Genomic DNA, 13,590 nt, shown 5'->3' with positions numbered 1-13,590 from the left:
CGTCCCATGGGGATAGCGCGGACAAATGCAGGGGCGGGCTTGCTCGCGAAGGCGATATCAACGGCTCAAATACATCCGCGTCGTCAGCAGATAAACCGGCAACCCCGACACCACGATCAACAACGCCGCATAAGGCGCCGCCGCCGCAAACTCGACATTCGCGGTATGCGCCCAGACTTCCGTCGCCAAAGTGCTGAGCCCGGTCGGGCTCAGCAGCAGTGTGGCCGTCAGTTCTTTCATCGCATCCAGGAACACCAGCGCAAAGGCCGCTCCCAGTGCCGGGAAGATGATCGGCAAGGTTATTCGGCAAAACGCGGTGAACGATGATGCGCCCAAGGTGCGTGCCGCCTCTTCCAGTTGCGGCGCCGCCTTGTTCAGCGCTGTGCGGATCGGAGCCTGGGCCAGCGGCAGAAACAGCAGCGCGTAAGCGATCAGCAGCAACGCCGACGTCTGGTACAGCGCCGGTACGTAGTGCAGGGCGAAATACACCAGGGTCAGGGCGATCACCAGGCCAGGCAGCGCGTGCAGCAGATACGGCAAGCGTTCGGCCCAAATTGCCAGTCGGCCCTTGTAGCGCACCACCAGCAGGCCTACAGGAACTGCAAGCACCAGGCACAGCGCCGCACCGCCCAGCGACAAGGCCAGCGATGACAGCAGTGCCTCGCTGATGGCGGCAATCGGGAAGGCCGCCGATGAGCCAACGGCCAGCCAGTAAGCCAGCATGCCCAGCGGAATGCCGCTGCCGATGATCGCCAGCAACAGGCAGTACAGCTGACCGGCAAGCGCCCAGGCTCCCAGGCCAACCTGTTCCGCCTGTCGTGCCGCCCCCTGGCCCGTGCGCACATGCCGCCCTTTGCCGCGAACACGCAGTTCCAGCCACAGCAATCCCAGGCACAGCACCAGAAGCACCGCTGACAGCATGGCCGCGTTGGCGTTGCTGAATTCCAGTTCGAACTGTTGGTAGATCGCAGTGGTGAACGTTTGCAGGCCAATGATCGACAGCGCGCCGAACTCAACCAGCATGTGCAGGGCGATCAACAGCGAGCCGGCAAGCAGCGATGGCCAGAGCAGCGGCAGGGTGACTTTGAAGAATACCCCCCAACGATGCTGTCCCAGCGTGCGTGCGGACTCTTCCAGCGATGGATCGAGGTTGCGCAGGGTGGCCGCCACCGGCAAGAAAATCAGCGGGTACTTGGACAGGGTCATCACCAGGATCGCCCCGCCGAGTCCCTCGAAGTGGGCGCTCAGCGAAACCCAGGTGAAGCTGCTGACAAATGCCGGTACGGCAAACGGCAAACACAGAATCACCCCCCACAATCGCCGCCCTCGCAGATTGCTGCGCTCCAGCAGCCATGCCAGCGAAAGGCCGATCACGCCGCAGGCCAGCGTAACGCCGATCATCAGGGCCAGGGTATTTCGCAGCAGGCCGAACACATAAGGCCGCCACAGTAGACGCAGCGCTTCGGCCCAGCCTGCTTGCCAGGCCTTGAGCCCGACATAAGCCAGCGGCAGGAGGCTGAGTACCACCAGCAGCAAAACCGGCAGCAACAGCCAGATCGACGGCCGCTTGCGTCGCGGCACATAAGCGCCGCGCATAGCGGTGGAGGGCGATGCACTCATCAGTTCAAGCCAACATCGCGTTCCAGGTCCAGGGCTTCTTCGGCGTTGCCGAGGTCGGCTGGCGTGACTTTCGGTGCTTCCAGCTCGCTGAATGGCTTGAGCCCGCGATCCGACTCCATGCCTTTATGCAGCGGGTATTCGGCGGTGGTCTGGGTGATCACGCGCTGGCCTTCTTCGCTGGCCATGTAGGCGAGCAGTTGCTGGGCTTCTTTTGGATGTTTGCTGGATTTGAGCACGGCCGCGCTGGATACGGTGATCAACCCGCCGACGTCGCCGCCGGTGAAGTAGTGCAGTTTCGAATCGAGCTGGCCTTTTTCGCGCTGCAGGGCGAACCAGTAGTAGTTGTTGACCAGTACGGTCGCGACTTCACCGTTCTCCACGGCTTTTAGGGCGACCATGTTGTTGCTGTAAGTCTTGCCGAACGCACGCAGCCCGGTGAGCCATTCTTCAGCAGCGTCCATGCCGTGCACCTTGATGATTGCGACGGCCTGTTCCTGGAAGGCGCCGCTGGTGGGCACGAAGCCGACCTTGCCTTGCCATTTCGGGTCGGAGAATTCCATCACTGATTTCGGCAAGTCTTTTTCGTCGATCAGTTTCGGGTTGAAGGCGACGACCCGAACACGTGCGGTCACGCCGATCCAGGTGCCATTGCCGGCGACATAGTCCTTGGGCAGAACGGCCAGGGTCGCTTCGTCGACCCTGGCCAGCAGACCTTGCTCGCCGAGCTTGTTCAGTGGCGGCGATTCTTCGGTGTAGATCACGTCGGCAGGGGAGCGATCGCCTTCTTCGACGACCTGGCTGGCCAGCTGGTTGCTGCTGCCTTTGCGGACATTGACGTGAATGCCGGTCTTGGCCTCGAAGGCTTTGGCGACGGCATCACCGACTTCCTTGTGTTGGCCGTTATAGAGGGTCAGGGAAACCGTGTCGGCGGCCTGGGTGAGGGGAGTGGCGAGTGCCAGGCCGAGCAGGGTGATGGTCAGGCCGCGGCGCAGGGTATTTCGAAACATCATTCGCAGGGTTCCTCACAGTCGCATTGCAAAAACTTGCAACAATGATAAACGATATTGGTTCTCAAATGCGCCTTGCGAGATGGGTAGGGTTTTGGTAGGAGCTGCCGAAGGCTGCGATCTTTTTGATGTTGACGGTGGGGGGGCTGGTATCGCTGGAGATCAAAAGATCGCAGCCTTCGGCAGCTCCTACAGAAGCCGCGTCGAAAGGCTCGGGAGTTTTTCAAGCGCCGTAAACGCAAAAACCCGCTTTCGCGGGTTTCTGTGAAATCCAAGGCCGTAACCTTGAATTTGAATTGGTGCCCAGAAGAAGACTCGAACTTCCACGACCTTGCGGTCACCAGCACCTGAAGCTGGCGTGTCTACCAATTTCACCATCTGGGCATTCATCTTCAGCGTTGCCGCTGTTGATGTGGCGCACTATACGGAGAGTATTTTTGTCTGTAAACCCCTGATTTAAAATTATTAAATCTGAGGGCCAGAATGCAAAAAACCCGCTTTCGCGGGTTTTGTGTGAGCCTTGAAATTGATCTAATCTCAAGCTCGGAATTGGTGCCCAGAAGAAGACTCGAACTTCCACGACCTTGCGGTCACCAGCACCTGAAGCTGGCGTGTCTACCAATTTCACCATCTGGGCAGTATCGGCAACGTTGTCCGTCGTCGATGGCGCGCACTATACGGAGCGTCTTTTTAACTGTAAACCCCTGGAATCAAAAAAACCTGGAAAATTTTACCAGTGGTCTGCAAATCAGCTTTGAGAGGTCGATACAGTGCTTTAGAAGGGGCGTCTTAGCCTGAAATTTCCCGTTTCATTACGCCTATGCCAAACTAACCCGTATATAGACAAGGTGAAAACTCTCTAATGGCCGATTGGCAGTCCCTCGATCCCGAGGCCGCTCGTGAAGCGGAAAAATATGAAAACCCCATTCCTAGCCGCGAACTGATCCTTCAGCATCTTGCTGATCGGGGTTCGCCTGCTAACCGCGAGCAACTGGTCGAAGAGTTTGGTCTGACCACAGAAGACCAGATCGAAGCCCTGCGCCGCCGCCTGCGCGCCATGGAGCGCGATGCTCAACTCATTTATACCCGTCGCGGCACTTATGCTCCGGTGGACAAACTCGACCTGATCCTTGGGCGCATCAGCGGCCACCGTGACGGTTTCGGCTTCCTGGTTCCGGACGACGGCAGCGATGACCTGTTCATGAGCCCGGCGCAAATGCGCCTGGTGTTCGACGGTGACCGTGCCCTGGCCCGTGTGTCCGGCCTGGACCGTCGCGGTCGCCGCGAAGGCATGATTGTCGAAGTGGTGTCCCGTGCTCACGAAAGCATCGTCGGTCGTTACTTCGAAGAAGGCGGAATCGGTTTCGTCGTCGCGGACAATCCGAAGATCCAGCAGGAAGTGCTGGTGACGCCGGGCCGCAACGCCAACGCCCAGATCGGCCAGTTCGTCGAAGTTAAGATCACTCACTGGCCGACGCCACGCTTCCAGCCGCAAGGCGACGTGGTTGAAGTCGTGGGTAACTACATGGCGCCGGGCATGGAAATCGACGTCGCCCTGCGTACGTATGACATTCCTCACGTCTGGCCGGATGCGGTGCTCAAGGAAGCCGGCAAGCTCAAGCCGGAAGTCGAAGAGAAAGACAAAGAGAAGCGCATCGACTTGCGTCATCTGCCGTTCGTCACCATCGACGGCGAAGATGCCCGCGACTTCGATGACGCCGTTTACTGCGAAGCCCGTCCAGGCAAGTTGCGCCTGTTCTCCGGCGGCTGGAAGTTGTACGTGGCGATTGCCGACGTTTCCAGCTACGTGAAACTCGGTTCGGCACTGGATGCCGAGGCCCAGGTGCGCGGCAACTCGGTGTATTTCCCCGAGCGCGTGATCCCGATGCTCCCAGAGCAGTTGTCCAACGGCCTGTGCTCGCTGAACCCGCAGGTTGATCGTCTGGCCATGGTTTGTGAGATGACCATCTCCAAGTCCGGCGAAATGACGGACTACTGCTTCTACGAAGCGGTGATCCACTCCCATGCGCGCCTGACCTACAACAAGGTCAGCGCCATGCTCGAAACGCCGAAAGTCACTGAGGCCCGCAAGTTGCGTGGCGAGTACAGTGACGTCGTGCCGCACCTCAAGCAGCTGTACGCGCTGTACAAGGTGTTGCTGGCTGCTCGTCATGTACGGGGTGCGATCGATTTCGAAACCCAGGAAACCCGGATCATCTTCGGCTCCGAGCGCAAGATCGCCGAAATTCGGCCGACTGTGCGCAACGATGCGCACAAGCTGATCGAGGAATGCATGCTGGCGGCCAACGTGGCCACCGCGGAATTCCTGAAGAAGCACGAAATTCCGGCCCTGTATCGCGTTCACGATGGCCCGCCGCCAGAGCGTCTGGAAAAACTGCGCGCCTTCCTTGGCGAGTTGGGTCTGTCCCTGCACAAAGGCAAGGATGGCCCGTCGCCGAAGGATTACCAGGCCCTGCTGGCCGGTATCAAGGATCGTCCGGATTTCCACCTGATCCAGACCGTCATGCTGCGCTCGTTGAGCCAGGCGGTGTACAGCGCCGATAACCAGGGCCACTTCGGCCTGAATTACGAGGCTTACACCCACTTCACCTCGCCGATCCGCCGTTACCCGGACCTGCTCACGCACCGGGCGATCCGCAGCGTGATCCATTCCAAGCAGGACACCCCGCACGTTCGCCGTGCCGGTGCGATGACCATTCCGAAGGCGCGTATCTATCCGTACGACGAGGCGGCCCTGGAGCAGCTCGGCGAGCAGTGCTCGATGAGCGAACGGCGTGCCGACGAGGCGACCCGCGATGTCGTGAACTGGCTCAAGTGCGAGTTTATGAAAGATCGCGTGGGCGAATCGTTCCCGGGTGTGATCACCGCAGTCACCGGTTTCGGCCTGTTCGTCGAGCTGACAGACATCTACGTCGAAGGCCTGGTGCACGTCACCGCGCTGCCGGGCGATTACTACCACTTCGATCCTGTGCACCATCGCCTGGCCGGTGAGCGTACCGGTCGCAGCTTCCGTCTTGGCGATACCGTTGAAGTGCGCGTCATGCGCGTCGACCTCGACGAGCGCAAGATCGACTTCGAGATGGCCGAGCAGACACTCAGCGCGCCGATCGGTCGTAAAAAGCGCGGTACCGAGACAACGGCTCCAGCGGCCGCGTCCGCGAAAACAGCCGCAGAGCCGGCGCCGGCGAAAGCTGGTCGTCGTCCTGCCAAGGAAAAGGCTGTCGAAGCTTATCGCCCGAGTGATGCAGCGGCGAAAAACGCCGAAGTGCGCAAAAGTCGTGAAATGAAAAAGGCGTTGCTGGCCGATGCGAAAAGCGGCGGTAAAGCGGCGTCTGCGGGAAAGACCGGACGGTCGGCGCCTGACAAGGCAGTCGGCGGCAAACCAGCCAAACCGAGCAAACATCGTAAAGGCCCGCCCAAAGCGGGCTCGGCCCCAGCCAAGAGTGGTGGGGCGCGTAAACCTAAGGCCAAGCCATGAGTCAGTTGGAAAAAATCTACGGCGTGCATGCAGTAGAAGCGTTGTTGCGTCATCACCCGAAACGCGTCAAGCAGATCTGGCTGGCCGAAGGCCGCAGTGATCCGCGGGTGCAGACGCTGATCGAGCTGGCCAACGAAAATCGTGTCCAGGTCGGTCAGGCCGAGCGTCGCGAGATGGATGCCTGGGTAGAAGGCGTGCATCAGGGCGTGGTGGCGGACGTCAGTCCGAGCCAGGTCTGGGGCGAGGCGATGCTCGACGAGCTGCTCGATCGCACCGAGGGGGCGCCGCTGCTGCTGGTGCTCGACGGCGTGACCGATCCTCACAACCTGGGTGCCTGCCTGCGTTCCGCCGATGCGGCGGGTGCGCTGGCGGTGATCGTACCGAAGGACAAGTCCGCGACGTTGACGCCGACTGTCCGGAAAGTTGCCTGTGGCGCTGCAGAAGTCATTCCGCTGGTCGCCGTGACTAACCTGGCGCGCACCCTGGAAAAGCTCAAGCAGCGTGGCTTGTGGGTTGTCGGTACGGCGGGCGAGGCGGAAGTGAGTCTTTACGATCAGGACCTGACCGGCCCGACCATCCTGATCATGGGCGCAGAAGGCAGCGGCATGCGTCGCCTGACCCGCGACCTGTGTGACTACCTGGTGCGCCTGCCGATGGCGGGCAGCGTCAGCAGTCTGAACGTTTCCGTAGCGACCGGCGTTTGCCTGTTCGAAGCCTTGCGCCAGCGTGGCGTAAAAGCGGCGACCAAAAAGTCATAAGCCGAACACGATCCAGTTGTGGGAGCGGGCTTGCCCGCGAAAGCGGTGTGTCATTCAGCAGAAATGCTGGATGAGTAATCGTATTCGCGAGCAAGCCCGCTCCCACAGTGTTTTGTGTATGGGCAAGGATTGGTGGCTGTTCAAATAATCACCAATTGCCTTGCGCCTGCGCAGTCCCTTCTCTACAATTGCGCCCCTTGCTGTGACGGCAGGCACGCATGTGCCTTACCCACGCAAGTCCATTAGTGTCATTCACTCCTTGTCTGACCGCTTTTGAGCGGCAGGCTACAACCCGTAAGGAGCATTCATGCGTCATTACGAAATCATCTTTTTGGTCCACCCGGATCAAAGCGAGCAAGTCGGCGGCATGGTTGAGCGTTACACCAAGCTGATCGAAGAAGACGGCGGCAAAATCCACCGTCTGGAAGATTGGGGCCGTCGTCAACTGGCCTACGCAATCAACAATGTTCACAAGGCTCACTACGTGATGCTGAACGTTGAGTGCACCGGCAAGGCCCTGGCCGAGCTGGAAGACAACTTCCGCTACAACGATGCAGTGATCCGTAACCTGGTCATCCGTCGCGAAGAAGCCGTTACCGGCCAATCCGAGATGCTCAAGGCTGAAGAAAACCGCAGTGAGCGCCGTGAGCGTCGCGACCGTCCTGAGCACTCCGACGCTGAAGGCGTTGACAGTGATGACAGCGACAACAGCGATAACGCTGACGAGTAATCCACGGACCTTTTAAGGAGCCTATCAAATGGCACGTTTCTTCCGTCGTCGTAAATTCTGCCGCTTCACCGCTGAAGACGTGAAAGAGATCGATTACAAAGATCTCAACACTCTGAAAGCCTATGTATCCGAGACCGGCAAAATCGTTCCAAGCCGCATCACCGGTACCAAAGCTCGTTATCAGCGTCAGCTGGCCACCGCTATCAAGCGCGCCCGCTTCCTGGCCCTGCTGGCCTACACCGACAGCCACGGCCGCTGAGACCGGGCAGTCGACACGTAGCAAAGGATTGAATGTATGCGTGCCTTGGCTGAGTTCATCATGCGGGGCCGTATGCAGGCCACTCTGGTAGTGGCTGGATGCGCGGCATTGCCGTTGTTGTATTGGTTGGGTGCTGCCGCCGGATGCCTCGTGCTCCTGCGGCGCGGATTGAAGGACGCCCTGGGCGTTCTTGCTCTGGGACTGCTGCCGGCATTGATCTGGTGGCTTTACTCCGACGACCCACGGGCACTTCTGGTGCTGCTGGGGTCTGCGAGCCTTGCGTTGGTTTTGCGCGCAAGCGAGTCCTGGAACCGCGTGCTGCTGGTCAGCATAGCGATGGGAGTGGTGTTTTCAGTGGTGCTGGGGACGGCTTTTGGTCCCCAGATCGAGATGCTGGCGCAGGCTTTGATCAAAGTCATGCCGTCGCTACTCGGTGAGGTCTACCAGAAGATGTCGGTAGACGAGCAAGCGCGTTTCGCGTCCCTGATTGCACCGATCCTGACCGGCCTGATTGCGGCCTTGTTGCAAATCGTCAGTGTGCTGAGCCTGATTGTCGGGCGCTACTGGCAGGCGTTGTTGTACAACCCCGGTGGTTTCGGTCGCGAGTTTCGCGCCGTCCGAATCCCGCTGGGGCCCGCGATGTTGCTGCTGGCGGGCATGGTTGTGACACCGAATCTCGGTGTCCAGATGTCCATGCTTGTGCCGTTGTGCAGCGTACCGCTGGTTTTCGCCGGGCTGGCCCTGATTCACGGGCTGGTGGCGCAAAAGCGACTGGCCAGGTTCTGGCTGGTGGGGTTGTACGTCACGCTGTTGCTGTTCATGCAGCTGATCTATCCGTTGCTGGTGGTCTTGGCCATCGTCGACAGCCTGATTGATTTTCGCGGTCGTCTGGAGTCGAAAGGCCCCGATAACGCGAACGGTGAAGGTTAAAAGTTAAGAGGATTTTCACATGCAACTGATCCTTCTGGAAAAAGTCACCAACCTGGGCAACCTGGGTGACAAAGTGAACGTTAAGGCTGGTTACGGTCGTAACTACCTGCTGCCTTACGGCAAAGCTACCGCTGCGACCCCAGCCAACCTGGCTGCGTTCGAAGAGCGTCGCGCTGAGCTGGAAAAAGCTGCAGCAGACCGTAAATCGTCGGCTGAAAGCCGTGCCGCCCAACTGGCTGAGCTGGAAGTGACTATCACTGCCACCGCTGGTGACGAAGGCAAGCTGTTCGGTTCGATCGGCACCCACGACATCGCTGATGCACTGACCGCCTCTGGCGTTGAAGTTGCAAAAAGCGAAGTTCGTCTGCCGAACGGCACTATCCGTAACGTAGGTGAATTCGACGTAGCCGTGCACCTGCACGCCGAAGTTGAAGCCACCGTACGCGTTGTCGTGGTAGCAGCTTAAGCAGCACTTGTCGGCTGGCACCCTCGGGTGCTTGCCGGTAACATCGGGCACGATCCTGTTTACAGGTCGTGCCCTTTGTCTTTCTGGTAACGCCCGTTTTTAAACCCCTGCTTTTTCCTGAACAACCAAGTGGCCATGAACGAAATTACCGCTCCCGAGCAATACGATCTGCAAACCGCCGCGCTGAAGGTGCCGCCGCATTCCATCGAGGCCGAACAGGCCGTGCTCGGTGGTCTGATGCTGGACAACAACGCCTGGGAACGCGTGCTCGATCAAGTCTCCGACGGCGATTTCTATCGACATGACCACCGCCTGATTTTCCGTGCGATCGCCAAACTGGCCGATCAGAACATGCCGATCGACGTCGTGACCCTGTCCGAGCAACTGGACAAGGAAGGTCAGACCTCGCAAGTCGGTGGCCTCGGTTACCTTGGCGAACTGGCGAAAAACACGCCGTCCGTCGCCAACATCAAGGCCTACGCGCAAATCGTTCGTGAGCGGGCGACCCTGCGCCAGTTGATCGGCATCAGCACCGAGATCGCCGACAGCGCCTTCAACCCGGAAGGCCGCACGGCTGCCGAGATTCTCGATGAAGCCGAACGGCAGATCTTCCAGATCGCCGAGGCCCGGCCTAAAACCGGCGGCCCGGTGGGCGTGAATGACCTGCTGACTAAGGCCATCGACCGAATCGACACCCTGTTCAACACCGACAACGCCATCACCGGCCTGTCCACCGGCTACACCGACCTCGACGAGAAGACCAGCGGCCTGCAACCGTCCGACCTGATCATCGTCGCCGGCCGTCCGTCCATGGGTAAGACCACCTTTGCGATGAACCTGGTGGAAAACGCCGTGCTGCGCAGCGAGAAGGCCGTTCTGGTTTACTCGCTGGAGATGCCAGGCGAATCGCTGATCATGCGTATGCTGTCGTCCCTGGGCCGCATCGACCAGACCAAGGTGCGTTCCGGCCAGCTGGAAGACGACGACTGGCCACGCCTCACTTCGGCGGTCAACCTGCTCAACGATCGCAAGCTGTTCATCGACGATACCGCCGGCATCAGCCCGTCGGAAATGCGTGCCCGTACCCGGCGCCTGGTGCGTGAGCACGGCGAAGTCGGCCTGATCATGATCGACTACCTGCAACTGATGCAGATCCCGGGTTCCAGCGGCGACAACCGGACCAACGAGATTTCCGAGATTTCCCGGTCCCTCAAGGCACTGGCCAAGGAATTCAATTGCCCGGTCGTGGCGCTGTCCCAGCTCAACCGATCCCTGGAGCAGCGGCCGAACAAGCGCCCGGTCAACTCCGACTTGCGGGAATCCGGAGCGATCGAGCAGGACGCCGACGTGATCATGTTCGTATACCGCGACGAGGTGTATCACCCGGAAACCGAACACAAAGGCATTGCCGAGATCATCATCGGCAAGCAGCGGAACGGTCCGATCGGCTTTATCCGGTTGGCGTTCATCGGTAAATACACCCGATTCGAGAACCTGGCGCCGGGTAGCTATAACTTCGATGATGACGAATGATGTGTGGGAGCGGGCTTGCTCGCGAAAACGGTGTGTCAGACAACATCAATGTCGAGTGACACATCGCTATCGCGAGCAAGCCCGCTCCCACATGGATTGCGCGTAATTTCCGACCATGGCCGTCGGAATTGATCAAAATTTGTGCTATATTCCGCGCCCGCGAAATTCAATGAAAGCCAACACCGGTTATCGACATGCAAGCAGCCAAGCCGTTATTTGACTATCCCAAGTACTGGGCCGAATGTTTCGGGCCAGCGCCATTCCTGCCCATGAGCAGGGAGGAGATGGATCAGCTTGGCTGGGATTCCTGCGACATCATCATCGTCACCGGTGATGCCTACGTCGATCACCCGTCGTTCGGCATGGCGATCATCGGCCGGCTGCTGGAGTCCCAGGGCTTCCGCGTCGGGATCATTGCCCAGCCTAACTGGCAGTCCAAAGACGATTTCATGAAGCTCGGCGAGCCGAACCTGTTCTTCGGCGTCGCGGCCGGCAACATGGACTCGATGATCAACCGCTACACCGCCGACAAGAAAATCCGTTCCGATGACGCCTACACCCCGGGTGGTATGGCGGGCAAGCGTCCGGACCGCGCGAGCCTGGTCTACAGCCAGCGCTGCAAGGAAGCCTACAAGCATGTGCCGATCGTGCTCGGCGGCATCGAGGCATCCCTGCGCCGCATCGCCCATTACGACTACTGGCAGGACCGTGTCCGCAACTCGATCCTGATTGACGCCAGTGCCGACATCCTGCTGTACGGCAACGCCGAGCGTGCGATCGTCGAAGTCGCCCAGCGCCTGTCCTACGGTCACAAGATCGAAGACATTACCGATGTGCGCGGCACTGCGTTCATCCGTCGCGACACACCGAAAGACTGGTACGAAGTCGACTCCACGCGGATCGACCGTCCGGGCAAGATCGACAAGATCATCAACCCGTACGTGAATACCCAGGACACACAGGCCTGCGCCATCGAGCAGGAAAAGGGTCCGGTTGAAGATCCGCAGGAAGCCAAGGTCGTGCAAATCCTGGCCAGCCCGAAGATGACCCGCGACAAGACCGTGATTCGCCTGCCGTCGGTGGAAAAGGTCCGTGGCGACGCCGTGCTGTACGCCCACGCCAACCGCGTGTTGCACCTGGAAACCAACCCGGGTAACGCCCGCGCATTGGTCCAGAAGCATGGTGAAGTCGATGTCTGGTTCAACCCGCCACCAATTCCTATGACCACCGAAGAAATGGACTACGTGTTCGGCATGCCTTACCAGCGCATTCCGCACCCGGCGTACGGCAAGGAAAAAATCCCGGCCTACGACATGATCCGATTCTCGGTGAACATCATGCGTGGCTGCTTCGGTGGCTGTACGTTCTGCTCGATCACCGAGCACGAAGGCCGGATCATCCAGAACCGTTCCGAAGAGTCGATCATTCGCGAAATCGAAGAGATTCGCGACAAGGTCCCCGGTTTTACCGGCGTGATTTCCGACCTCGGCGGCCCGACCGCGAACATGTACCGCATTGCCTGCAAGAGCCCGGAGATCGAATCCGCGTGCCGTAAGCCGTCCTGCGTGTTCCCGGGCATCTGCCCGAACCTGAACACCGACCATTCGTCGCTGATTCAGCTGTATCGTAGCGCCCGTGCCTTGCCGGGTGTGAAGAAGATCCTGATCGCGTCCGGCCTGCGTTACGACCTCGCGGTCGAGTCGCCGGAATACGTCAAGGAGCTGGTGACCCACCACGTCGGTGGCTACCTGAAGATCGCCCCGGAACACACCGAGGAAGGTCCGCTCAACCAGATGATGAAACCGGGCATTGGCAGCTATGACAAGTTCAAGCGCATGTTCGAGAAGTATTCGAAGGAAGCGGGCAAAGAGCAGTACCTGATCCCGTACTTCATCGCCGCCCACCCGGGCACCACCGACGAAGACATGATGAACCTGGCGCTGTGGCTCAAGGGCAACGGCTTCCGTGCCGACCAGGTGCAGGCGTTCTACCCGTCGCCGATGGCCACCGCCACCGCGATGTACCACTCGGGCAAGAACCCGCTGCGCAAAGTGACCTACAAGAGCGACGCGGTGACCATCGTCAAGAGCGAAGAGCAGCGTCGCCTGCACAAGGCGTTCTTGCGCTATCACGACCCGAAAGGCTGGCCGATGCTGCGTGAAGCGTTGACCCGCATGGGTCGCGCCGATCTGATCGGGCCGGGCAAAAATCAGCTGATCCCGTTGCACCAGCCGTCCACCGACAGCTACCAGAGTGCCCGTCGCAAGAACTCGACGCCGGCCGGCAGCCATAAAGTGGCCGGGGAAAAGACCACCAAGATCCTGACCCAGCACACCGGCCTGCCACCGCGCGCCAGCGATGGCGGCAATCCGTGGGACAAGCGTGAACAGGCCAAGGCGGCGGCATTCGCCCGCAACCAGCAGGCGGCCAAGGAACGCAAGGACGCGGCCAAAGGCAAAGGGCCCAAGCCTGCGCGCAAGCCGGTTGTACCGCGCTAAGCCTCGCTTGAGCTGAACAGAACGCCAACCTTCGGGTTGGCGTTTTGCGTTTATGGGCCATGGCACCGCGGTGAACCGGGTTCAGAAGCTGTGTCGAGGCACGCGGCCTCTTCGCGGGCAAGCCCGCTCCCACAGGGAGCTGCTGTGAACACTGAATCTGGGAACACCACGGAGCAATGTGGGAGCGGGCTTGCCCGCGAAGAGGCCGGCCCTGTCGGTATCTTTTGAACTGCCCGCCACAATTCTGTGCAACGCCCGCAAACCAATTTCCCGCATCGCCCGATTTTGGT

At 59.8% G+C, this 13,590-nt stretch carries 10 protein-coding genes and 2 tRNA genes; 8 read left to right on the top strand and 4 right to left on the bottom strand.

Annotated elements, in window-relative coordinates; all coding sequences use genetic code 11:
• Window positions 1-57 precede the first annotated feature (57 nt).
• The 4 genes from F8N66_RS19545 to F8N66_RS19530 all read right to left on the bottom strand — a co-directional run bounded on the left by F8N66_RS19545 (window position 58) and on the right by F8N66_RS19530 (window position 3,264).
• Window positions 58-1,620, bottom strand: coding sequence for an ABC transporter permease (locus F8N66_RS19545; protein WP_150771757.1), 1,563 nt, complete (start codon window positions 1,618-1,620; stop codon window positions 58-60).
• Window positions 1,620-2,630 carry an extracellular solute-binding protein gene (locus tag F8N66_RS19540; protein WP_150771756.1) on the bottom strand — a complete coding sequence of 337 codons (1,011 nt, stop codon included), beginning with the start codon at window positions 2,628-2,630 and terminating at the stop codon, window positions 1,620-1,622. Before F8N66_RS19540 ends, F8N66_RS19545 begins: the two co-directional genes overlap by 1 nt.
• Window positions 2,631-2,924: 294 nt before the next feature.
• Window positions 2,925-3,011 (bottom strand) — tRNA-Leu (locus F8N66_RS19535).
• A 166-nt stretch (window positions 3,012-3,177) separates the two neighbouring features.
• Window positions 3,178-3,264 (bottom strand) — tRNA-Leu (locus tag F8N66_RS19530).
• Window positions 3,265-3,489: 225 nt separating this feature from the next.
• Here F8N66_RS19530 and rnr point away from each other — a divergent pair.
• The 8 genes from rnr (at window position 3,490) to F8N66_RS19485 (ending at window position 13,300) form a co-directional block, all read left to right on the top strand.
• Window positions 3,490-6,126, top strand: a complete 2,637-nt coding sequence (gene rnr, locus F8N66_RS19525) for a ribonuclease R (protein WP_150771755.1) — start codon at window positions 3,490-3,492, stop codon at window positions 6,124-6,126.
• Window positions 6,123-6,884 carry a 23S rRNA (guanosine(2251)-2'-O)-methyltransferase RlmB gene (gene rlmB / locus F8N66_RS19520; protein ID WP_150771754.1) on the top strand — a complete coding sequence of 254 codons (762 nt, stop codon included), beginning with the start codon at window positions 6,123-6,125 and terminating at the stop codon, window positions 6,882-6,884. The genes rnr and rlmB overlap by 4 nt, the downstream gene beginning before the upstream one ends.
• Before the next feature lie 307 nt (window positions 6,885-7,191).
• Window positions 7,192-7,614, top strand: coding sequence for a 30S ribosomal protein S6 (gene rpsF, locus F8N66_RS19510; RefSeq protein ID WP_007939579.1), 423 nt, complete (start codon window positions 7,192-7,194; stop codon window positions 7,612-7,614).
• A gap of 28 nt (window positions 7,615-7,642) precedes the next feature.
• Window positions 7,643-7,873, top strand: a complete 231-nt coding sequence (rpsR, locus tag F8N66_RS19505; RefSeq protein ID WP_002551829.1) for a 30S ribosomal protein S18 — start codon at window positions 7,643-7,645, stop codon at window positions 7,871-7,873.
• Window positions 7,874-7,909: 36 nt separating this feature from the next.
• Complete coding sequence (locus F8N66_RS19500) at window positions 7,910-8,803, top strand: hypothetical protein (protein ID WP_150771752.1); 894 nt, start codon at window positions 7,910-7,912, stop codon at window positions 8,801-8,803.
• Between the two features lie 19 nt (window positions 8,804-8,822).
• A complete protein-coding gene (rplI, locus tag F8N66_RS19495; RefSeq protein ID WP_008058981.1) occupies window positions 8,823-9,269 on the top strand; it encodes a 50S ribosomal protein L9 in 447 nt (148 codons plus the stop codon).
• Window positions 9,270-9,404: 135 nt separating this feature from the next.
• Window positions 9,405-10,802: a replicative DNA helicase gene (gene dnaB, locus F8N66_RS19490; RefSeq protein WP_150771751.1), complete on the top strand. Its 1,398-nt coding sequence runs from the start codon at window positions 9,405-9,407 to the stop codon at window positions 10,800-10,802.
• Between the two features lie 194 nt (window positions 10,803-10,996).
• Complete coding sequence (locus F8N66_RS19485) at window positions 10,997-13,300, top strand: YgiQ family radical SAM protein (protein ID WP_150771750.1); 2,304 nt, start codon at window positions 10,997-10,999, stop codon at window positions 13,298-13,300.
• Window positions 13,301-13,590 lie beyond the last annotated feature (290 nt).

This window comes from Pseudomonas fluorescens (assembly GCF_902498195.1).
In the GTDB taxonomy this organism is placed as follows: domain Bacteria; phylum Pseudomonadota; class Gammaproteobacteria; order Pseudomonadales; family Pseudomonadaceae; genus Aquipseudomonas; species Aquipseudomonas fluorescens_BU.
Note: the sequence above shows the minus strand (reverse complement) of the source record. Positions and strands in the feature narration are given on the sequence as shown.

Excerpts from the sequence above, each read along its gene's own strand:
- rpsF (WP_007939579.1), top strand. The coding sequence starts at position 7,192 with ATGCGTCATTACGAAATCATCTTTTTGGTCCACCCGGATCAAAGCGAG.
- F8N66_RS19545 (WP_150771757.1), bottom strand. The coding sequence starts at position 1,620 with ATGAGTGCATCGCCCTCCACCGCTATGCGCGGCGCTTATGTGCCGCGA.
- rplI (WP_008058981.1), top strand. The coding sequence starts at position 8,823 with ATGCAACTGATCCTTCTGGAAAAAGTCACCAACCTGGGCAACCTGGGT.
- rlmB (WP_150771754.1), top strand. The coding sequence starts at position 6,123 with ATGAGTCAGTTGGAAAAAATCTACGGCGTGCATGCAGTAGAAGCGTTG.
- rnr (WP_150771755.1), top strand. The coding sequence starts at position 3,490 with ATGGCCGATTGGCAGTCCCTCGATCCCGAGGCCGCTCGTGAAGCGGAA.
- F8N66_RS19500 (WP_150771752.1), top strand. The coding sequence starts at position 7,910 with ATGCGTGCCTTGGCTGAGTTCATCATGCGGGGCCGTATGCAGGCCACT.
- rpsR (WP_002551829.1), top strand. The coding sequence starts at position 7,643 with ATGGCACGTTTCTTCCGTCGTCGTAAATTCTGCCGCTTCACCGCTGAA.
- F8N66_RS19485 (WP_150771750.1), top strand. The coding sequence starts at position 10,997 with ATGCAAGCAGCCAAGCCGTTATTTGACTATCCCAAGTACTGGGCCGAA.
- F8N66_RS19540 (WP_150771756.1), bottom strand. The coding sequence starts at position 2,630 with ATGATGTTTCGAAATACCCTGCGCCGCGGCCTGACCATCACCCTGCTC.
- dnaB (WP_150771751.1), top strand. The coding sequence starts at position 9,405 with ATGAACGAAATTACCGCTCCCGAGCAATACGATCTGCAAACCGCCGCG.